Source organism: Edwardsiella sp. A.80236 (assembly GCF_044540725.1).
GTDB classification, from domain to species: Bacteria; Pseudomonadota; Gammaproteobacteria; order Enterobacterales; family Enterobacteriaceae; genus Edwardsiella; species Edwardsiella tarda.
Genome location: NZ_JBIUCY010000007.1, coordinates 56349 through 76097 on the forward strand (window position 1 = coordinate 56349; position 19749 = coordinate 76097).

Below are 19749 nucleotides of genomic sequence, written 5' to 3' on the forward strand. Positions count from 1 at the left end.
TACCATGGTCGCGGTAAGAAGCGCTCATTTGAATACGGCTGGTGAATTTGTCCCTGAGCAGTGGGTGGCAAGCTTAAATATAGCCAGCCCCGAGTCGTGTGAGCGTCTCACCGCCACCTGGCGCTATTGTCAGGAGAAAACCGCCGGTAATGCGTCGGCGCCGCTGTTGCTCTGGCGCGGCGTCGAGATGGTCGAAATCCTCTCGACCCTGAGCATGGATAACGACAGTCTGCGCGCCGCGCTGCTGTTCCCGCTGGTGGATGGCGCCGTAATCGACGATCAGCAGGTGCGCGACGACTTTGGTGGTGCCATCGCTGATCTGGTGCGTGGGGTGATGGAGATGGACGCCATCCGCGAGTTGAAGGCGACCCAGAGCGGGGCGGCCGGGTCGGAGCAGGTGGATAGCATCCGCCGTATGCTGCTGGCCATCGTGGAAGATTTCCGCTGCGTGGTGATCAAGTTGGCGGAGCGCATCGCCCACCTGCGCGAGGTGAAGGATGCGCCGGAAGAGGAACGCGTGCTGGCGGCCAAGGAGAGCTTCAACATCTATGCGCCGCTCGCCAACCGCTTAGGCATCGGCCAGCTGAAGTGGGAGCTGGAGGATTATTGCTTCCGCTATCTGCACCCGGAGGAGTACAAGCGCATCGCCAAGCTGCTGCACGAGCGGCGCATCGATCGCGAACAGTTTATCGACGACTTCGTGCATGATCTGCGCAAGGCGATGGCGAAAGAGGGCATCAAGGCGGAGATCTATGGCCGTCCCAAACATATCTACAGCATCTGGCGCAAGATGCAGAAGAAGTCGTTGGCCTTCGACGAGCTGTTCGATGTACGCGCGGTGCGCGTGGTGGTCGAACGGCTACAAGACTGCTACGCGGCACTGGGGATAGTACACACTCACTATCGCCATCTGCCCAGCGAGTTCGACGACTACGTAGCGAATCCTAAGCCTAACGGCTACCAGTCGATCCACACGGTCGTGCTGGGCCCGCACGGCAAGACCCTCGAGATCCAGATCCGCACCCGTCAGATGCATGAGGATGCCGAACTGGGGGTGGCGGCGCACTGGAAGTACAAGGAGGGGCCGCAGGCGGGGGGACGCGCCGGTTACGAGAACCGCATCGCCTGGCTGCGTAAGTTGCTGGCTTGGCAGGAGGAGATGGCCGACAGCGGTGAGATGATCGACGAGGTGCGTAGCCAGGTGCTGGATGACCGGGTGTATGTCTTCACGCCCAAGGGGGATGTGGTCGATCTGCCCGCCGGCTCTACGCCGCTCGACTTCGCCTATCACATCCACAGCGATGTCGGTCACCGCTGCATCGGCGCCAAGATCGGCGGGCGCATCGTCCCCTTCACCTATCAGTTACAGATGGGGGATCAGGTGGAGATCATCACCCAGAAACAGCCCAACCCGAGCCGCGACTGGCTCAACCCCAACTTGGGCTATGTCACCACCAGCCGCGGGCGCGCCAAGATCCATAACTGGTTCCGCAAGCTGGATCGCGACAAGAATATCCTGGCCGGGCGCCAGATCCTGGACGATGAGTTGGCGCGGCTGGGCATCAGCCTGAAGGAGGCAGAGAAGCTCCTGCTGCCGCGCTACAACGTGCATAGCCTGGATGAGGTGCTGGCCGCCATCGGTGGCGGCGACATTCGTCTCAACCAGATGGTTAACTTCCTGCAGGGTAAGATCAACAAGCCCAGCGCGGAGGAGGCGGATCGCGCGGCGTTGAAGCAGCTGACGCAGAAGGGGACCTCCAGCACACGCAGCGATAAGAGCAGTGGCCGGGTGGTGGTCGAAGGGGTCGGTAACCTGATGCACCACATCGCCCGTTGCTGCCAGCCGATCCCCGGCGATGAGATCGTCGGCTTTATCACCCAGGGGCGTGGTATCTCGATCCACCGTGCCGACTGTGACCAGTTGGATGAGCTGCGCCGCCATGCGCCGGAGCGCATCATCGACGCGGTGTGGGGGGAGAGCTACTCCAGTGGCTATGCGCTGGTGGTACGGGTGACGGCCAACGATCGCAGCGGGTTGCTGCGTGACATTACCACCATCCTGGCCAACGAAAAGGTGAATGTGTTGGGGGTGGCCAGCCGCAGCGATACCAAGCAGCAGATGGCGACCATCGACATGGAGATCGAGATCTACAACCTCCAAGTGCTGGGCCGAGTATTGGCCAAGCTGAATCAGTTGCCGGACGTGTTAGACGCGCGTCGGCTGAATGCCGGGCGCGGCAGCGCCGTGTGACCGGATGACCCTCTGCCCGGGGTGGCCTTCGCCGCACCGGGCTTCTCGCCGCCTCTGCGGCGGCTTTTTTGTGAGTGGAACGACTGCGATGACCCCCCCAGCCCTACAACGCCTCTTGACCATCATGCGCACGCTACGCGACCCACAGCGTGGCTGTCCATGGGATCTACGTCAAACTTTTGCCACAATCGCCCCCTATACGCTGGAAGAAACTTATGAAGTGCTTGACACGATTCAGCGCAACGATTTCAATGGACTGAAAGAAGAGCTAGGCGACCTGTTATTTCAAGTCGTGTTTCACGCACAGATGGCCCAGGAACAGGGGCTGTTCGACTTTGACGCGGTATGCGACGGCATCTGCGACAAGTTGGAACGCCGCCATCCTCACGTGTTCGACGCGGACTACGACGAGAGTGCTCAGGCTTCCGTGGCGCGTTGGGAACAGCGTAAGCAACAGGAGCGAGCGCAGAAGGCGATGGACTCGCTGATGGATGATATCCCGTTGGCGCTGCCGGCGCTGATGCGCGCCGATAAGATCCAACGGCGTTGCGCCTCGGTGGGCTTCGACTGGGACACCTTGGGACCGGTGCTGGACAAGGTGTACGAAGAGATCGACGAGGTGATGGAGGAGGCGCAGCAGGCGGTGGTGGATCAGGCGCGACTGAGCGAAGAGGTCGGGGATCTGCTGTTTGCTACGGTCAATCTGGCGCGTCACCTCGGTTGCCGCGCGGAGAATGTGCTGGAACAGGCCAATCGTAAGTTTGAACGCCGTTTTCGTGCGGTAGAGCAGGCGGTGATCGCCGGGGGAAGCACCCTGGAACAGGCCTCGCTCGCCGAGATGGAAGCGGTATGGCAACAGGTAAAACAGCAAGAAAAACAGTAGGGTGGAGCGCCTTGTTCGGTGAGTTTTCCACTTTATTTTACCGGGTTGACATAAATTGATAGGCATCAATGGGATTTTTTGGAGTTTTTTCCATTTATCTTTTTGATTAATAAGTAAAAGCAGAATATTGCGGGCGGTGTTTTAGCGCAGTAAAGGGCGCGGGTGGGATCAGATCGTTTGTGGCAAATAAAACCTTCGGGTATACTACTGTCCCGTCCTGGTTCTTCCATCGTCTTTAAACCTAACTCTCAGGTTCAGCATGACAACGAATTATATTTTTGTGACCGGCGGGGTCGTATCCTCTCTGGGTAAAGGCATTGCCGCAGCCTCCCTGGCGGCCATTCTTGAAGCCCGTGGCCTCAATGTATCCATGATGAAGCTCGACCCGTACATCAACGTCGATCCGGGTACCATGAGCCCGATCCAGCACGGGGAAGTTTTCGTCACCGAAGACGGCGCGGAAACCGATCTGGACCTGGGTCACTACGAGCGTTTCATTCGCACCAAGATGTCCCGCCGCAATAACTTCACCACCGGGCGTATCTACTCCGATGTGCTGCGCAAAGAGCGTCGCGGCGACTATCTGGGCGCCACCGTGCAGGTGATCCCGCATATCACTAACGCCATCAAAGAGCGCATCCTGGAAGGGGGCGAAGGCCACGACGTGGTTCTGGTCGAAATCGGCGGTACCGTCGGTGATATCGAATCGCTGCCGTTCCTGGAAGCCATCCGCCAGTTGGCGGTCGATGTCGGTCGTGAACACACCATGTTCATGCACCTGACCCTGGTGCCGTATATGGCGGCGGCCGGTGAGGTGAAGACCAAGCCGACCCAGCACTCGGTGAAAGAGTTGCTGTCCATCGGTATCCAGCCGGACGTGCTGATCTGCCGTTCCGACCGTGCCATCCCGGCGAACGAGCGCGCCAAGATCGCGCTGTTCTGTAACGTACCGGAGAAGGCGGTCATCTCCCTGAAGGATGTGGACTCCATCTATAAGATCCCGGGTCTGCTCAAGTCTCAGGGCCTGGATGAGTTCATCTGTAAACGCTTTAACCTGACTTGCCCGGCGGCCGATCTCTCCGAGTGGGAACAGGTGATCTTCGAAGAAGCCAACCCGGCCGGTGAAGTCACCATCGGGATGGTCGGCAAGTATGTCGAGCTGCCGGATGCCTATAAGTCGGTGATCGAAGCGCTGAAGCACGGTGGGCTGAAAAACCGTGTTAGCGTGAACATCAAATTGATCGATTCGCAAGATGTGGAAACGAAAGGCACCGAGATCCTGAAAGATCTGGATGCTATCCTAGTACCGGGTGGTTTTGGCTACCGTGGTATCGAAGGGAAGATCGCTACCGCGCGTTACGCGCGTGAAAACAACATCCCGTATCTGGGCATTTGCCTGGGTATGCAGGTTGCCCTGATGGAGTTTGCTCGCAACGTCGTGGGCATGGAAGGCGCCAACTCAACGGAGTTCATGCCGGACTGTAAATACCCGGTCGTGGCGTTGATCACCGAGTGGCGTGACGAAGAAGGTAATGTTGAAGTGCGTGACGAAGCGAGTGACCTGGGCGGTACCATGCGCCTGGGCGGTCAACAGTGCAACCTGGTGGATGGTACGCTGGCCCGCCAGCTGTACGGCGCCCCGAGCATCGTTGAGCGTCACCGTCATCGTTACGAAGTGAACAACATGCTGTTGAAGCCGATCGAAGCCGCAGGCCTGCGTGTCTCCGGTCGTTCAGCGGACAACAGCCTGGTGGAGATCATCGAGCTGCCGAATCACCCGTGGTTCGTCGCCTCGCAGTTCCACCCGGAGTTCACCTCCACCCCGCGTGATGGGCATCCGCTGTTCTCCGGCTTTGTTAAAGCGGCGGCGGAATACCAGAAACGTCAGGTGAAATAAGTGATTATGGGCAGGCGCGGGACTTTTGTTCCGCGTCTGTCGTCTGGAGTTTTAGTTTAACTTGTATCGAGGAAAACCTAATGTCCAAAATCGTTAAAGTCATCGGTCGCGAAATCATCGACTCCCGCGGTAACCCGACTGTAGAAGCCGAAGTTCATCTGGAAGGCGGTTTCGTCGGTATGGCTGCTGCGCCGTCAGGTGCTTCTACCGGTTCTCGCGAAGCGCTGGAACTGCGCGACGGTGACAAGTCACGTTTCCTGGGTAAAGGCGTCCTGAAGGCGGTTGCCGCCGTCAACGGCCCGATCGCTGAAGCCATCATCGGCAAAGACGCGAAAGACCAGGCTAACATCGACCAGATCATGATCGAACTGGACGGTACCGAAAACAAATCCAAGTTCGGTGCTAACGCCATCCTGGCGGTTTCCCTGGCTAACGCGAAAGCTGCCGCTGCCGCTAAAGGCATGCCGCTGTACGCGCACATCGCCGAACTGAACGGCACTCCGGGCAAATACTCCATGCCGCTGCCGATGATGAACATCATCAACGGTGGTGAGCACGCCGACAACAACGTCGACATCCAGGAATTCATGATCCAGCCGGTTGGCGCTAAGACACTGAAAGAAGCGGTACGCATCGGTTCTGAAGTGTTCCACAACCTGGCTAAAGTTCTGAAAGCCAAAGGCATGAACACCGCTGTGGGTGACGAAGGTGGCTACGCGCCGAACCTGGAATCCAACGCCGCTGCGCTGGCTGCCATCAAAGAAGCCGTTGAGAAAGCCGGTTACGTGCTGGGTAAAGATGTTACCCTGGCGATGGACTGCGCCGCTTCTGAGTTCTACAACAAAGAAACCGGTATGTACGAACTGAAAGGCGAAGGCAAATCCTTCACCTCTAACGAGTTCACTCACTACCTGGAAGGTCTGACCAAAGAGTTCCCGATCGTCTCCATCGAAGACGGCCTGGACGAGTCTGACTGGGACGGTTTCGCTTACCAGACCAAAGTGATGGGCGACAAGCTGCAGCTGGTCGGTGACGATCTGTTCGTAACCAACACCAAGATCCTGAAAGAAGGCATCGAGAAAGGCATCGCTAACTCCATCCTGATCAAGTTCAACCAGATCGGTTCTCTGACCGAAACTCTGGCGGCTATCAAGATGGCGAAAGATGCTGGCTACACCGCTGTCATCTCTCACCGTTCTGGCGAAACCGAAGATGCCACCATCGCCGACCTGGCGGTAGGGACTGCGGCAGGCCAGATCAAGACCGGTTCCATGAGCCGTTCTGACCGTGTTGCCAAGTACAACCAGCTGATCCGTATCGAAGAAGCGCTGGGCGCGGCTGCACCGTTCAACGGTCTGAAAGAAGTGAAAGGTCAGCACTAATCGCTGCCGTTTCACCGATGCAAAAAACCCGCCATATGGCGGGTTTTTTTATGTCCGTGGTGTAACGATCAACTGACCGCCTCCTCACTGCGCAGGATCTGGTACAGCTCATCCTTGATCCTCAGTTTTTCGCGCTTCATGGCGGCAATCTGCTCATTGAATAGCGCGCCGGGTCTGTTTTCGGCCCTTCTGATTTCATGATCCAGCTGGTTATGCTCATGGAACAGGGTGGCAAATCGGACGTCTTCGGTTTTCAGACGGGAGATCAGATCACGATACTCTGGGAACATAAGCCCTCCTTTTGGTCAGAACCCATCGTTAACTATGGCACAGAAATGGTGGCGAGTTTGTAACCAGGCTCTCAGCTTGTCGCTTCGCCGCGCAGGATCAGCGCAGGGAGGGGAATAAAAAAACGGAGGCCGTGCCTGGCACGACCTCCGGGTCTTGTTGCGGGAGATTACAGGCCGGCGATCACTCGGCGCAGCAGGCGTACGCGCGGGGCGATGCTCTCCAGTTCCAGGTACTCCGCCGGGCTGTGGAAGCCGGCGCCGATCGGGCCAAAACCATCCAGCGAGGGGATACCCAGCGCGGCGGTGTGGTTGGCATCGGAGCCGCCACCGACCGCCTGCCAAGTGATGGCGATCCCCTCTTCACGCCCCGCCTGCTCGACGCGCGCCATCAGGGCTTCGGTATCTGCCGACGGTGCCATGGCTGGCGTGTGTGCGTCCTGATGCAACTCACAGCTCACGCCTTCCAGGAAAGGCTGCTGGCAGCGCGCCTGTAACGCCTGGCTGACGCGCTGGTATTCGTCGTTGCACCAGAAACGCAGATCGACCACCGCCTGGGCGTGATCGGGGACGATGTTCGCCGCGTCGCCACCGCTGATCACCCCGACGTTGAGGGTGGTGCCTTTAGCGCTATTCGCCAGCTGGTTGATGGCGATGATGGCGTGAGCCAGGGCGGTGATGGCAGAGCGCCCCTTCTCCGGATCGTTACCGGCATGGGCGGCGACGCCGTGGAAGTCGAGGCGATAACGGGCCATGCCCTTACGCGCCTTGACCAGCGAGCCGTCGGCTCGTGCCGCCTCGCACACCAGCACGCAGCCGCTGCGCTTAGCCAGCTCACCGATCCACTGATGAGAGTGCACCGAGCCGGTCTCTTCGTCTGGGTTCATGGCGACGGCGATACGCAGACGCTGACGATCGGTCTCTTCCAGGCCACGCAAGGCCCACAGGATGTTGAGGAGCCCGCTCTTCATGTCGGAGACCCCCGGCCCATAGGCTCGCCCGTCACGCACGCTCAGCGGGCGTTCGGCGGCGGTACCCGGCGGGAAGACGGTATCCATATGGCCGACCAACAACACATCGTAGTGTTCGGCCTGCGGTTGGTTGGTGACAAAGACCCCCGGCCCGACCTGCTCGCCGAGATCGACCTGCTCGGCGTGCCAACCGGCGTCGCGATACAGGCGGGTGAAAATGTCGGCGATCTGGGCCACGCCCTCACGGGTCTGAGTGCCACAATCGACGTTGACTACGCTACGCAGTTCGTCCAGATACTGTTCCATTTGCATCGTCTTATCTCTCCGTGACGTTACAGGATGACGCGCATGATCAACATGGCGAGGAAGGCGTTGACGACGGAGATCCCGATCATCAGCGGAATACGTTTCGCGGCGGTACCGATCACCCCGAGGATGCGCCCGGCGTACTGGATCTGCGAACCCATCAGGTAGATGGCCGGTGCCAGGATCGCCAGATGGGTCCCGGTGAGCATGCCCTGGTCGAACAGCGCCACGGCGACGCCGACGCCACCCCCCATCGACATCCAGCCGCCGATCAGGACGGCGGCAGCCTCACCCGGCAGGCCGAATAGCCCCATCAGTGGGCCGAAGACCAGCGCCAGTCCCTTCAGGGCGCCGGTGATCTCCAGCGCCTTGATCAGCACGAAGGCCATCAAGACGTTGGGCAGGGTACTGGTGGTCGCGATATTCCAACCTTTGCGCGCGCCGGCGACAAAGACATCGGTGATCATCGGATTTGAGGTCGGTGCAGACATTAGGCTTCTCCCTGTGCCGGAGTGGTATCAGTTTTAACGCGGTTACGCTCGGTGAAACGCAAGATCAGGCGTAGCAGGTTGGCGCCGAAGATCTTCATCACGAACATCACCGCCACGCACAGGCCGATGGAGGCCGGTACCGCCGGGGTGCCGTCGATGGTCATCAGGGTGAACAGGACCGCGCCGGAGGAGAAGAAGTTGGTGATCATCGCGCCGGCAGAGAACTGGAACATGGTGAAGACATCGCGCTCATGTTCGGCGATCTGCCCTTCATCGGACAGATTACGGGTCAGCGAGGCACCGACGTCGGTGCTTTGCAGGGAGCCGATCATTGCCAGGCCTGCGGAGCCCGGGATGCCCAGCAGCGGACGCAGCAGCGGGGTTAACAGCTTACGCGCCGCATTCAATGCACCGTAGTGCTCCAGCACGTTGATCATCCCCAGGGCAAACATCACCGCCGGGATCAGACCGACGGCGAACAGAAAACCGTCCATCGCGCCGGAGCCGCCCTTACCACGGAAGGAGCTGGTGGCGGCGTTGATGGCTTCGCCTGCGCCGTTGACGCCGGTGACGACTTTACCGAACGCACCATTCAGAGTGGTGAAGTCGAATACGCCATACCACTCTTTTCCGCCCAATAGACCGGAGAAGAACACCATGGCAAACAGCAGGGCGATATAGGCCCCTAAGCCGACGCGCGGTTCGCTCTCGCTGGGCGGTACATGGGGGGAGATTGGACTACTCATGGATCATTTCCTTATGCCTGGGGTAGAAGTGTTACAAAATACAAGATTTAGAATATTCAGCAATACTTTTGCAGAATATATGACCTCGCTCAATAAAAAGAGTAGTTATTTATATGATTTATCGAGAATTTGAGGTCTGGCATGTGGAAAAATTGAAATTCCGTGCTAACCCTTCGGTATCACAGAAATGTTACCGGGAACGTTTGGCGGCGAGCGACGAAAAACCCCGCCGGCGGGACGCGGGCGGGGGCGCGATTAACAGCATGCGGCGCGGGGCACGGCCGCGCGATCAATACATCAAGGCGTAGAGTTGACGGCGGAACTTACCGGCGAGCGCGTCACCGGTGCCCAGGGCCGCCAGGATATCCATCAGCGTCTTACGCGCGGCGCCGTCACCGGCGTTCAGATCGTGGCGCAGGTGATCCATCAGCAGGGTCAACGCCTCTTCGTTACGCCCCACCTGGTGCAGTTGCAACGCCAGTTGCACGGCCAGGGTGATGTCTTGCGGCCGCTCGGCGACCTGCTGTTGCAACAGCTGGATCTCCGGAGTATCGGCCGCCTGCTTCAGCAGTTCGATCTGGGCGATGAGGCTCTGATAGTGGCTGTCCTGATCCTGCAACGGAATATGGCTTAGCAGCTCGCTGGCATCCTCGCTACGGTTGAGCGCGATCAGCACCTCCGCCAGCGCCAGGGCGATGTCGCTACGGGTTGGGGCCAGGGCATGGGCCTCCTTCAGCAGCGGCAGTGCGCCGGCCATATCACCATTGGCCATCAACTCGGCGGCTTGGGCGGCCTTCAACTCTTCCGCTTTGGGCAATACGCGGGCCAGCAGATCGCGGATCTGCTCTTCCGGTTGCGGCCCCTGGAAGCCATCAAGCGGCTGACCATCCTTAAACAGGTAGACCGTGGGGATGGCGCGCAGGCCGAACTGTGCCGCCACCATCTGCTCGGCGTCGCAGTCGACTTTCGCCAGGATAAACTGCCCGGCGTATTCGTTGGCCAGCTTATCCAACAGCGGCGTGAGCTGCTCGCAATGCTGGCTGCGAGCCGACCAGAAATAAAACAGCACCGGCACGGACATGGATTGTTCTAGGGTCTGGTGCAGGTTGGCTTCGGTAATATTGACTACGGTAGCGTTGATCATGGTGGTTTCTCTCGATCCCTTCGGCTAGATAACGGTAGATATGGGGGCGCTCGTCACGATTGCAAGCCTAGCGCGCCGTCGAATGGCCGCTGAGGAGTCTATCCAGCAGTCGACCGGGCAAGAGGCGTCGTAACAGGCTGAGTACATGGGCGATCACGGTGACGGGATAGCGTTGGCGCGGGCGTGGGCTTTCCAGCGCGTGGCGTAGCTTGGGCAGCACCGCCTCCGGCGTCAGGGTGAAGCGGGCGGCGATACCGGGGTTGGTGACCGGCTGGTCGTGATCGCACTGGCGTACATTGTGGCTGAAGCGTGTGGTGATGGGGCCGGGTTCGATCAGCGCCACATGTATCCCGCTGCCACGCAGTTCCATGCGTAACGCATCCGACCAGCCCTCCAGGGCAAACTTACTGGCGGCGTAGGCACCACGGCCCGGCGTCGCCACCACTCCCATAATCGAACTGGTCTGAATGATGCGTCCTTCGCCTTGCGCCAGCATCGCCGGCAGCAGTAGACGCGTCAGTTGATGGGTGCCGAATAGGTTGGTGGAAAACTGGCGCTCCAGATCCGCACGGCTGATCTGGCTGAGCGGCCCATAGAGGCCGAAGCCGCCGTTATTGAACAGGGCGTACAGATGGCCATCGGTCAACGCGAGCACCTGCTCGGCGGCCTGCTCGACGCTGTGCGCGTCGTCGAGATCCAGTTGGATCCCCTCCATGCCCATGGCGTTCATCGCCGCCACGTCGTCGGCTTTGCGGCAGGCGGCCAGTACCCGGTAGCCGCGCAACTGTAGGTCCTGCGCCGCGGCCAGGCCGATGCCGCTAGAACAACCGGTGATTAAGATGGCTTTTTGCATAATTTTACTTAAGTCGCTCTGTTGGTCGCTGAATATTCATGTTTAATTAATGGGATGGCGTGCTTTTTTCCACCGGCCTCAGCAAGGGCAGAAGGTGTTGCTCCATCCAGTCGGTGATGAACGGCTGCGCCTGCGCATTGGGGTGTAGGCCATCATCCTGCATCCATTCGGGGCGGGTGACCACCTGCTCCATATAGAAGGGCAGCAGTGTCAGATGGAGACGCGCGGCCAGTTGGGGGTAGAGGGCGGCGAAGGCCTCGCCGTAGCGTCGGCCATAGTTAGGGGGCAGGCGGATCTGCATCAACAGTGGCGTGGCTCCGGCTTCGCGTATATGAGCGACGATCGCCGTCAGGGTGGCAGCGATGGCATCGGGGGGAAAGCCGCGTAGTCCATCGTTGGCGCCTAACTCGATCAAAACCCAGCGGGGCTGGTGTTGGCGTAGGAGCGCCGGTAGACGATGCAGTCCCTGCTCGGCCGTATCGCCGCTGATGCTGGCGTTGATCACCGTCAGCGGCGGCGTCAGGGTTTGTCCACGGAGGGCGAGGCGGGCGACCCAGCCTTGCTGTTCCGGTAAGCGGTAGGCGGCGCTCAGGCTGTCTCCTAACACCAGCAGCGTGTCGGCGCGCGCCGTCGTCAGGCCGAATAGGAACATCACAAACAGGAGCGGGAGATGCCAGCGCAAAACGTTATTGAAGTTCATCATGTTGCCAAACGCGTCGGTGAGGGTGAAAGTCAGATCTCCATCCTCACTGCTGTCGAGCTGGTTGTCAAACGCGGACAGAGTCTGGCGCTGATTGGGGAGTCCGGCTCGGGGAAATCGACGCTATTGGGGATCCTCGCCGGATTGGATGATGCCAGCACCGGCGAGGTGTGGTTACTGGGGCAATGTCTGTCGCAGCTTGACGAGGATCGGCGCGCCGCGCTGCGGGCCCACGACATCGGCTTTGTCTTTCAGGCGTTTATGTTGGTACCGACCCTGACGGCCGTAGAAAACGTGCAACTCCCGGCGCTGCTGCGCGGCGAGGGGGAGCGCGAGAGTCGCCAGCGGGCCGAGGCGTTGTTGCAACAGGTCGGGCTAGGGCAACGCCTGCGGCATCTTCCGGCCCAACTCTCCGGTGGCGAACAACAGCGGGTGGCGCTGGCACGCGCCTTCAGCGCCCGGCCGCAGATCCTGTTCGCCGACGAGCCGACGGGTAACCTGGATCGCCAGACCGGGGAGCGGGTCGCCGATCTACTCTTCGAACTGAACCAGAGCCAGGGGACGACCTTGGTGATGGTGACGCACGATGCGCAGTTGGCGGCGCGTTGTCAGCGGCGTTTGCGCCTGCAGGATGGTTGCCTGCAGGAGGTGGCGTGATCCGGTGCTGGTTCTGGCGCGAATGGCGCACGCCATCATTACTGATCGTCTGGTTGGCGTTGGTGCTGGCGGTGGCCTGCGTGTTGGCGCTGGGACGCATCGGCGATCGTTTGGATCAGGGGTTGCAACGTCAAGGGCGCGGGGCGATCGCCGCCGATCGGGTGTTACGCAGTTACCAACCGTTGGCTGAGGCGTGGCTGACGCAGGCGCGTAACGATGAGGTGCGCGTCAGTCAGCAGTGGGTCTTCTCGACCATGGTTTACGCCGCCGGCCAACTCCAATTGGCCGAGGTGAAGGCGGTCGATGCCGCCTATCCGCTGTATGGCCGCCTGGCGACCCAGCCGCCGGGGTTGGCGCTGCGCCCCGGCGAAGCCTTGCTCGCCCCGCGTCTGATGGCGCAATTAGCCCTGCGGCCCGGTGATAGCGTAGAGGTGGGCGATATCACCCTGCGTGTCGCCGGTGAACTGACGCAGGAGCCGGATGCCGCCTTCAGCCTGCTGCGTACCGCCCCGCGTCTGTTGATCACCCTGGCGGATGCCCGGCGCAGCGGCATCGTGCAACCGGGGAGCCGAGTGAGTTATCGCTATGGCTTGGCGGGGAGTCGTGCGGCGTTGGCGCGTTACGACGCCTATCTGAGTACGCGTCTGCAGCCCGATCAGCGTTTGACTCAGGCGGCGCAAGGATCGAACGTGCTGGGGCGTACGCTGGCGCGCGCGCAGCAGTTTCTGCTGTTGTCGGCGCTGTTAACGCTGCTGTTGGCGATGGCCGCCGTCGCCATCGCGATGAACCATTATTGCCGTAGCCGCTATGCCCTGGTGGCGTTGTTGAAGACGCTCGGCGGCGGGCGGCGTACTCTATTCCGCTGGATCGCGGGCCAGTGGCTATCGCTGCTGGCCTCGGCGTTACTGGTCGGCGCCGGGGTGGGGCTCGCCGTCGAGGCGGGGCTACTGCGGTTACTGGCACCCATGCTGCCTGCTGCGCTACCGTCCCCCAGCGCCTGGCCTTGGTTATGGACCTTGGTTGGCATGCCGCTGATGGCGTTACTGGTGGGGTTGCGCCCCTATCGCCAGCTGTTGGCGACGCCTCCGTTGCGGGTACTGCGCGCCGATGCGCTGCATCCGCTCTGGCCGTTACGCTACTATCTGCCGACGATGGCGCTGTTACTGCTGGCGGTATTGTGGGGGCTGCTAGGCGCCAGCCCACTGCTCTGGGCGTTGCTAGGCGGCATCGCGTTGCTGGCGGCGCTGTTGGCCTTGGTCGGCTGGTTGGCGCTCTGGGGGGTACGCCGCCTGGTGCCTGGGCAGTTGGCGCTGCGTCTGGCGCTGGGGCGTCTGTTGCGCCAGCCCGGCGCGACCCTGAGTCAGATGGCGGCCTTCTCCCTCTCTTTTATGCTGTTGGCCCTGTTGCTGACGTTGCGGGGGGATCTGCTGGATCGCTGGCGTCAGCAGTTACCCGCCGATAGCCCGAACTACTTCCTGCTGAATATCGACGCCGATCAGCGTCCCGCGCTGGCGGCGTTTCTGCAACAGCATGGGGTGACTCCATCGCGTTTCTATCCCATCGTGCTGGCGCGTCTGACGGCGATCAATGGTCAGCCGCCCGCGCTTCAGGGGCAGGAGGAGTCGCTCAATCGCGAGTTAAACCTTACCTGGCTGGCGGACTTGCCGGCGGGGAATCCCTTGACGGCCGGTCATTGGCCGCCGGGCGAGGGCGGGGTCTCGGTGGAGCAGGGGCTGGCCGGACGCCTGGGATTGAAACTGGGGGATCAACTGACCTTTAGCGGCGATAGCCGCCAGTTTAGCGCCGAGATCACCAGCCTACGCCGGGTGGACTGGGAGAGCCTGCGCCCCAACTTCTACTTTATCTTTCCCCCCGGCGCGCTGGATGCGCAACCGCAGAGCTGGCTGACCATCTTCCGTTATCAGGGGGATACGCGTCTGCTGGTGCAGCTGAATCGTCAGTTCCCGACGCTGACCCTGCTGGACATGGGGGCGATCCTGCAACAGGCGCAACAGGTACTGACACAGGTTGGCCGCGCGTTGGAGGTCATGGTGGCGCTGGTGGTACTGTGCGGCGTGTTGTTGCTCTTGGCACAGGTTCAGGTCGGCATGCAGCAACGGCGGCGCGAGCTGCGGGTGTACCGTATCCTCGGCGCACCGCGCCGCCTGTTGCATACCACGTTGTATGCCGAGTTTATCCTGCTGGGGGCGGTGGTCGGGCTCGTGGCCGCCGCCGGCGCCGAGGCGGCCTTGTGGCTGTTGCAGAGTCGGGTCTTCGACTTCCCTTGGCAGCCAACCTGGTCGCTGTGGCTGCTGTTGCCACCGGGGGCGGCGTTGCTGCTAGGCGGTTGCGGCGCGCTGTTGGGCGTGCGCCTGCTCGGGCGTCGGCGGGCGCGTTGAGGTTGTCGCTTGCCCGGCATGCGGTGTGGGGAGCGGGCGGTTGTCCGCTGAGGCGGCGATCCCTGCGTGACGGCTGGCGATCGGCATGGTTGTGGCGTGTGGTGACGCAGGATGGCGCGGAGCGTCGGCCTCACTGTTCGTCGCATGGGGGAACCTGCGCCGCAGGGGCCGTTGGCGAGGGGGCATGGGCGCCCCCTGCGTTAGGGTTAGCTCAAGTGGGCGATGGCCCAGGCTAAGCCGCTCTGGTACTCTGCCGGCAGTTGGCCGCGCAGGGTTTCCAACGCGCCGACCAAGCGCTGAGACTGGAAGTGGTTCAGGTTGAGGTGGCCGACCTTGCGCCCGGGGAGCACCGCCTTGTGATACCAGTGCAGATGCACCAGCGCGCCCGCCAGCCAGGCGGTGTCGTAGTCGGTGCCGATCAGGTTGATCATCACCGAGGGGGTCGAGACATCGGGGTGCGGCAGCGGCAGATCGAGCAGCGCCCGTAGATGTAGCTCAAACTGGCTGATGGAGGCGCCGTTCTGCGTCCAGTGACCGCTATTGTGTACGCGTGGGGCTAACTCGTTGATGAGCAGCGTGTCATCATCCACCACGAAGCACTCCATCGCCATGACACCGACATACTCCAGGCGCTGCATGATGCGTTGCAGCATCGCCTGCGCCTTCTCTTGCAGGAAGCTCTCTGGCTGCGGGAAGACCACGCTGGCGCGCAGGATTCCGTCCTGATGCAGGTTATGGGTGAGCGGATAGAAGACGCAGTGGCCGTCGCGTCCGCGCGCGCCGATTAGCGACACTTCGCCGCGAAAGGCAATCCCCTGCTCGACGATGCATTCGCCATACAGTGCCGGATCCAGTTGCCGTTGTTCACCGGGGCGTACCCGCCACTGGCCGCGCCCATCGTAGCCACCGGTGCGCCGTTTGACGATGGCTAACGGACCGAGGCGTGCGAATAGCGCCGGCCACTCCTCGGGATGGGCGAGTAACTGCCAGGGCGCGCTGGGTAATGCCAACTCATCCAGTAGCTGTTTTTGGCTGTAGCGATCGGCCAGCAGTGGGAAGACATCGCGGTTGACGAAGGCGGGATGGCGAGCCAGCTCGCGGGTCAGCGGCGTGTCGGGCCAGCGCTCGATCTCGGCGCTGATCACCGCCTGTTGCCAGGGGACAGCGTGTGGATCGGCCTCGATGCCGACGGGATAGACCGTGATGCCCAGCGGCTCTCCGGCCTGGCGCAACATGCGCCCTAATTGGCCATCACCTAAGACGCAAACCGGCTTCATAGCGCCTCCCGCGGGTCGGGATGGTTGAGCACGTCGTCGCTCTGGGCTTGACGCCAGGCGGCCAGACGGCCTGCTAGGGCGGCGTCATGCAGCGCCAGGATCTGGGCGGCCAGCAGCGCGGCGTTAGCGGCGCCCGCCTTACCGATTGCCAGGGTGCCGACCGGAATACCGCGCGGCATCTGGACGATGGAGTAGAGGCTATCGACCCCGCTTAATGCAGCGCTCTGCACCGGAACGCCGAGCACCGGCAGCAGGGTCTTGGCCGCGAGCATGCCAGGCAGATGCGCGGCGCCGCCTGCGCCAGCGATGATCACCTGAAGCCCGCGTTCTTCGGCCTGTTCGGCGAAGCGAAACAGCTTATCCGGGGTACGGTGTGCGGAGACCACCTCGACGTGGTACGCCACCTCAAGCTGGCTCAGGATTTCGGCGGCGAACTGCATGGTGGCCCAATCGCTTTTCGATCCCATGATGATGGCGATCTTGGCCGGTGCGGCGCTGGCGGACATAGATGGCGTGCTCCTCTCGTGGCTCAGTTATCGATAGATACCGCCGATGAGCGGTATTCAGTGGGGGCAAGGATAACATAGCTATTCCGCCTAGGAAAACGTTTGCGTAGCCATCAAGAAGGGAAAAAGAGGCGATTAGGCACCGTTTTTGCTCGGAAGCGCGCGAGGACGGGCGTTGGGTGAGTGGGGAAGGGGGATGATGGCCTAGATGAATATTATTAATCTATCCACGATAGACACTATACTAAGCTAAAAATAGTAGAGTAATGACCCCCGCCTATTATTGCGTTGTGCTGTCGGAGGAATGCGAATAAGCGGGAAAATATGTTGTGAATTAAGGAATGCCATGGAAGGAAAAGCGTCGCTAGTATCGCGTTGTGGGGGGCCGCTCGGCGTCTCGTTATTATTGCTGACGATCGTTAGCTACCTATTGATACTGTATGCCGCCGTCTATCCGATTACCTTATTGTATGGCTTTGTCGCGGTCTGTAACGCCGTTTTGCTTATCCTTCATATATTAATTGCGCTATTTATTTTTATGCAATTTAATTGCGAGCGGGCGCATGTATATAAGTTACCATTGATCGCTGCCTATATTCTTTCGGCGCTTATTTTAACCTATAGTTTATTATTTTATCCCGATGTATTTCAGAGCCGGAATGCCCACTCGCTGACACTGAATGACTTCGTGCTATTTTATCTACTGCGCTACGGTGGCATGGGACTGTTATTCCTGTATGCGCTGTATCTGTTTTCCCGTCGCGGCCCGGTTCAGCCGCGCTCGGTGTCCGTGATCTGCACGCTCGCCGTCGTGCTGGTCACGGCGACGGCGCTGCTACTCTCTAGTCAAACGGCCTGGCTGAGTCCTACTCTCCTGCAGGAGAGCCTCGCTTATCGCGCCGATTACCGGCGTCTCCTGTTACCGACGATGTGTACCCTATGGGGGGGATTAGCGTTATTGCTGGTGTGGCGGACGCGTCTGGCGACGCGCTTTTGGCTGGCGGTGACGTTGGCTTGCCTGGTCATCGTCGGCGGCTTTCTCTTGCAGTGGCGCGCGCCGCAGGTAAACAGTGTCGGCTGGTACGGCTCGTTGCTGTTTGGCCTGTTGGCGAATTTCTGCGTGATGGAGATCTTCCTCTATGACATCTTTCAACGCTATCGCCGCATGCAGCATGCCTATGTCGTCACTCACGATAACGCGATTCGTGATGGATTAACGCGTGCGTATAACCGTAGTTATTACTACGACGCCTTGCAGCATGCCTTACAACGGGCGAGTGTCGAGTATCCACCGGCGATCCTGATCATGGATATCGATCACTTTAAACAGGTGAATGATCGGTATGGTCATCTGAGCGGCGATCGGGCGTTGATCGCCGTAACGCGGGCGATCGAGCAGGTTCTCGCCACCGGGGATGTCCTGGCGCGTATCGGCGGCGATGAGCTCTGTGTGTTGTTGCCCGCGGTGGAGAATGAGGCGGTACTTCAGGCTCGGGCGGAACAGATCCGGGCGCGCGTCGCCGCGCTGACTCTCAGCGCGCAGGATGGGCGGCCCGTGACGGTAACGCTAAGCATCGGGGGCGTGCTCTGCCGCCCCGCGCAGTGTAGCGCGGAGGCGTACATGGTACGAGCGGACAGTGCGCTGTACCAAGCCAAACAGACGGGGCGTAATCGGGTGGTCTTGGCCGCCTCGACGCCTTAGGCGGGATGGCTAGGCAGATCGATCAGCGCCAATCCCTCGGCATCGACGCGGATCATCGAGCCATGCTGGTGCCAGGCGCCGAGTACCGCGCGTTGAGCGCCGCTGCCGTCAGGCAGACAAAAATGGTGGATCGCGGGGCGATGAGTGTGGCCGTGGATCATGCAGTGTACCGCGTGGCGCTGCAAGGTGGCGCAGACCGTCTGCTGATTGACGTCCATGATGGTCATCGACTTGGCGCTATTGCTGCGTGCGCTCTGTTGACGCATACCGGCGGCGATCTTCAGGCGTAGCCGTAGGGGGAGGCGGCGGAACAGCCACTGGAGTAACGGGTTATGCACCTTACGCCGATAGCGTTGGTACGCCTGATCATCGCTACATAGGGTATCGCCGTGTAGCAGCAGGATACGTCGCCCATATAGGGTGATCACCTGCTCTTGCGGCAATAGGGTCATGCCGCAGCGTGCGGCGTAGCGCTTGCCCAGCAGGAAGTCGCGATTGCCGTGAATGAAGTAACAGCGTACACCGCTGTCGCTCAGGCGACGTAGCGCGTCGGCGACCTGTTGGTGTAGCGGTTGCGGATCGTCGTCGCCGATCCAGTAGTCGAAGAAGTCGCCGAGGATATAGAGCGCCTCGGCCTGGCGCGCCTCCGTGGCGAGAAAACGCAGAAAACCGGCGGTGATCGCCGGTTCCTGTTGGCTGAGATGTAAATCAGCAATGAACAGCGTTGCCATTCGGGCGATTAGTCGCTCACGGTAACGCGTTCGATGATCACGTCTTCACGCGGGACATCCTGGTGCATGCCGTGACGACCGGTGGAGACGCCTTTGATCTTGTCGACCACATCCATACCCTCTACCACTTCGGCGAATACGGCATAACCCCAGCCGTCCGGGCGCTCGGAGCGGAAGTTCAGGAAGTCGTTGTCGACGACGTTGATGAAGAACTGGGCGGTAGCCGAGTGCGGATCGTTGGTCCGCGCCATGGAGAGGGTGCCGCGGCTGTTCTTCAGGCCATTGTTGGCTTCATTCTTGATCGGTGCCTTGGTGGCCTTCTGCTTCATGCCCGGCTCAAAACCGCCGCCCTGGATCATGAAACCATCGATTACGCGGTGGAAGATGGTGTTGTCGTAGAAGCCTTCGCGGCAATATTCCAGGAAGTTGGCAACGGTAGCCGGTGCTTTGTCGTCAAAGGTTTTGATGACGATGTCACCATGATTGGTGTGGAAAGTAACCATAACAATAATCCTGTTTTATGATGATTGAAGCGAGCGGGATGATTGTAGCCGATGCCCCTGCCG

The 19749-nt window shown here is 60.6% G+C and carries 18 protein-coding genes; 7 read left to right on the top strand and 11 right to left on the bottom strand.

Going from position 1 to position 19749, the window contains the following annotated elements; all coding sequences use genetic code 11:
• Nucleotides 1-4 precede the first annotated feature (4 nt).
• From relA to eno, 4 genes are all read left to right on the top strand, one after another.
• Entirely contained in the window at nucleotides 5-2251 is a 2247-nt protein-coding gene (relA, locus tag ACEQFP_RS08025; RefSeq protein WP_109579281.1) for a GTP diphosphokinase, read from the top strand.
• Nucleotides 2252-2339: 88 nt separating this feature from the next.
• Nucleotides 2340-3134, top strand: a complete 795-nt coding sequence (mazG, locus tag ACEQFP_RS08030) for a nucleoside triphosphate pyrophosphohydrolase (RefSeq protein WP_005289378.1) — start codon at nucleotides 2340-2342, stop codon at nucleotides 3132-3134.
• Between the two features lie 259 nt (nucleotides 3135-3393).
• Entirely contained in the window at nucleotides 3394-5031 is a 1638-nt protein-coding gene (gene pyrG / locus ACEQFP_RS08035; protein WP_005289374.1) for a glutamine hydrolyzing CTP synthase, read from the top strand.
• An 80-nt stretch (nucleotides 5032-5111) separates the two neighbouring features.
• On the top strand, nucleotides 5112-6413 hold the full coding sequence (eno, locus tag ACEQFP_RS08040) for a phosphopyruvate hydratase (protein WP_005289371.1): 1302 nt from the start codon (nucleotides 5112-5114) through the stop codon (nucleotides 6411-6413).
• Between the two features lie 68 nt (nucleotides 6414-6481).
• Here the strand turns inward: eno and ACEQFP_RS08045 are convergent, their stop codons facing one another.
• The 7 genes from ACEQFP_RS08045 to tesA all read right to left on the bottom strand — a co-directional run bounded on the left by ACEQFP_RS08045 (nucleotide 6482) and on the right by tesA (nucleotide 11911).
• Nucleotides 6482-6703: a YdcH family protein gene (locus tag ACEQFP_RS08045; protein WP_005289369.1), complete on the bottom strand. Its 222-nt coding sequence runs from the start codon at nucleotides 6701-6703 to the stop codon at nucleotides 6482-6484.
• A 167-nt stretch (nucleotides 6704-6870) separates the two neighbouring features.
• On the bottom strand, nucleotides 6871-7983 hold the full coding sequence (locus tag ACEQFP_RS08050; protein WP_370547237.1) for a M20 family metallopeptidase: 1113 nt from the start codon (nucleotides 7981-7983) through the stop codon (nucleotides 6871-6873).
• A 20-nt stretch (nucleotides 7984-8003) separates the two neighbouring features.
• Nucleotides 8004-8468 carry a YjiG family protein gene (locus ACEQFP_RS08055; protein ID WP_005295172.1) on the bottom strand — a complete coding sequence of 155 codons (465 nt, stop codon included), beginning with the start codon at nucleotides 8466-8468 and terminating at the stop codon, nucleotides 8004-8006.
• Nucleotides 8468-9214: a nucleoside recognition domain-containing protein gene (locus tag ACEQFP_RS08060; RefSeq protein WP_005289362.1), complete on the bottom strand. Its 747-nt coding sequence runs from the start codon at nucleotides 9212-9214 to the stop codon at nucleotides 8468-8470. Before ACEQFP_RS08060 ends, ACEQFP_RS08055 begins: the two co-directional genes overlap by 1 nt.
• A 289-nt stretch (nucleotides 9215-9503) precedes the next feature.
• Nucleotides 9504-10358, bottom strand: a complete 855-nt coding sequence (locus ACEQFP_RS08065; RefSeq protein WP_035607553.1) for a co-chaperone YbbN — start codon at nucleotides 10356-10358, stop codon at nucleotides 9504-9506.
• Nucleotides 10359-10425: 67 nt separating this feature from the next.
• The gene (locus tag ACEQFP_RS08070; protein WP_047059307.1) at nucleotides 10426-11211 is read right to left on the bottom strand and encodes an SDR family oxidoreductase; all 786 of its coding nucleotides are present in this window, start codon (nucleotides 11209-11211) and stop codon (nucleotides 10426-10428) included.
• Between the two features lie 46 nt (nucleotides 11212-11257).
• On the bottom strand, nucleotides 11258-11911 hold the full coding sequence (gene tesA / locus ACEQFP_RS08075) for a multifunctional acyl-CoA thioesterase I/protease I/lysophospholipase L1 (RefSeq protein WP_370547543.1): 654 nt from the start codon (nucleotides 11909-11911) through the stop codon (nucleotides 11258-11260).
• On the opposite strand from tesA, the gene ybbA reads away from it, so the two are divergent.
• Both ybbA and ybbP read left to right on the top strand, forming a co-directional pair.
• Nucleotides 11882-12568, top strand: a complete 687-nt coding sequence (gene ybbA / locus ACEQFP_RS08080; protein WP_005289351.1) for a putative ABC transporter ATP-binding protein YbbA — start codon at nucleotides 11882-11884, stop codon at nucleotides 12566-12568. The genes tesA and ybbA overlap by 30 nt on opposite strands.
• A complete protein-coding gene (gene ybbP, locus ACEQFP_RS08085) occupies nucleotides 12565-14967 on the top strand; it encodes a putative ABC transporter permease subunit YbbP (RefSeq protein WP_370547238.1) in 2403 nt (800 codons plus the stop codon). Before ybbA ends, ybbP begins: the two co-directional genes overlap by 4 nt.
• 206 nt (nucleotides 14968-15173) lie before the next feature.
• On the opposite strand, the gene purK is transcribed toward ybbP, so the two are convergent.
• Entirely contained in the window at nucleotides 15174-16244 is a 1071-nt protein-coding gene (gene purK / locus ACEQFP_RS08090; RefSeq protein WP_005289345.1) for a 5-(carboxyamino)imidazole ribonucleotide synthase, read from the bottom strand.
• A complete protein-coding gene (gene purE / locus ACEQFP_RS08095; protein WP_005289343.1) occupies nucleotides 16241-16750 on the bottom strand; it encodes a 5-(carboxyamino)imidazole ribonucleotide mutase in 510 nt (169 codons plus the stop codon). Before purE ends, purK begins: the two co-directional genes overlap by 4 nt.
• 346 nt (nucleotides 16751-17096) lie before the next feature.
• Between purE and ACEQFP_RS08100 the strand changes: the two genes are divergently transcribed.
• Entirely contained in the window at nucleotides 17097-18452 is a 1356-nt protein-coding gene (locus ACEQFP_RS08100) for a GGDEF domain-containing protein (protein WP_370547239.1), read from the top strand.
• On the opposite strand, the gene lpxH is transcribed toward ACEQFP_RS08100, so the two are convergent.
• Nucleotides 18449-19183: a UDP-2,3-diacylglucosamine diphosphatase gene (gene lpxH / locus ACEQFP_RS08105; protein WP_005289338.1), complete on the bottom strand. Its 735-nt coding sequence runs from the start codon at nucleotides 19181-19183 to the stop codon at nucleotides 18449-18451. The genes ACEQFP_RS08100 and lpxH overlap by 4 nt on opposite strands.
• A gap of 8 nt (nucleotides 19184-19191) precedes the next feature.
• Nucleotides 19192-19686 (bottom strand): peptidylprolyl isomerase B, encoded by a 495-nt coding sequence (gene ppiB / locus ACEQFP_RS08110; protein ID WP_005289336.1) that lies wholly within the window; start codon nucleotides 19684-19686, stop codon nucleotides 19192-19194.
• Nucleotides 19687-19749 lie beyond the last annotated feature (63 nt).

Bases quoted from the DNA above. Each gene is read 5' to 3' on its own strand.
- ACEQFP_RS08100 (WP_370547239.1), top strand. From the start codon at position 17,097: ATGGAAGGAAAAGCGTCGCTAGTATCGCGTTGTGGGGGGCCGCTCGGC.
- ppiB (WP_005289336.1), bottom strand. From the start codon at position 19,686: ATGGTTACTTTCCACACCAATCATGGTGACATCGTCATCAAAACCTTT.
- purK (WP_005289345.1), bottom strand. From the start codon at position 16,244: ATGAAGCCGGTTTGCGTCTTAGGTGATGGCCAATTAGGGCGCATGTTG.
- ACEQFP_RS08045 (WP_005289369.1), bottom strand. From the start codon at position 6,703: ATGTTCCCAGAGTATCGTGATCTGATCTCCCGTCTGAAAACCGAAGAC.
- ACEQFP_RS08070 (WP_047059307.1), bottom strand. From the start codon at position 11,211: ATGCAAAAAGCCATCTTAATCACCGGTTGTTCTAGCGGCATCGGCCTG.
- ybbA (WP_005289351.1), top strand. From the start codon at position 11,882: ATGCCAGCGCAAAACGTTATTGAAGTTCATCATGTTGCCAAACGCGTC.
- mazG (WP_005289378.1), top strand. From the start codon at position 2,340: ATGACCCCCCCAGCCCTACAACGCCTCTTGACCATCATGCGCACGCTA.
- tesA (WP_370547543.1), bottom strand. From the start codon at position 11,911: ATGAACTTCAATAACGTTTTGCGCTGGCATCTCCCGCTCCTGTTTGTG.
- pyrG (WP_005289374.1), top strand. From the start codon at position 3,394: ATGACAACGAATTATATTTTTGTGACCGGCGGGGTCGTATCCTCTCTG.
- lpxH (WP_005289338.1), bottom strand. From the start codon at position 19,183: ATGGCAACGCTGTTCATTGCTGATTTACATCTCAGCCAACAGGAACCG.
- ACEQFP_RS08050 (WP_370547237.1), bottom strand. From the start codon at position 7,983: ATGCAAATGGAACAGTATCTGGACGAACTGCGTAGCGTAGTCAACGTC.
- relA (WP_109579281.1), top strand. From the start codon at position 5: ATGGTCGCGGTAAGAAGCGCTCATTTGAATACGGCTGGTGAATTTGTC.
- ACEQFP_RS08055 (WP_005295172.1), bottom strand. From the start codon at position 8,468: ATGTCTGCACCGACCTCAAATCCGATGATCACCGATGTCTTTGTCGCC.
- purE (WP_005289343.1), bottom strand. From the start codon at position 16,750: ATGTCCGCCAGCGCCGCACCGGCCAAGATCGCCATCATCATGGGATCG.
- ACEQFP_RS08065 (WP_035607553.1), bottom strand. From the start codon at position 10,358: ATGATCAACGCTACCGTAGTCAATATTACCGAAGCCAACCTGCACCAG.
- eno (WP_005289371.1), top strand. From the start codon at position 5,112: ATGTCCAAAATCGTTAAAGTCATCGGTCGCGAAATCATCGACTCCCGC.
- ACEQFP_RS08060 (WP_005289362.1), bottom strand. From the start codon at position 9,214: ATGAGTAGTCCAATCTCCCCCCATGTACCGCCCAGCGAGAGCGAACCG.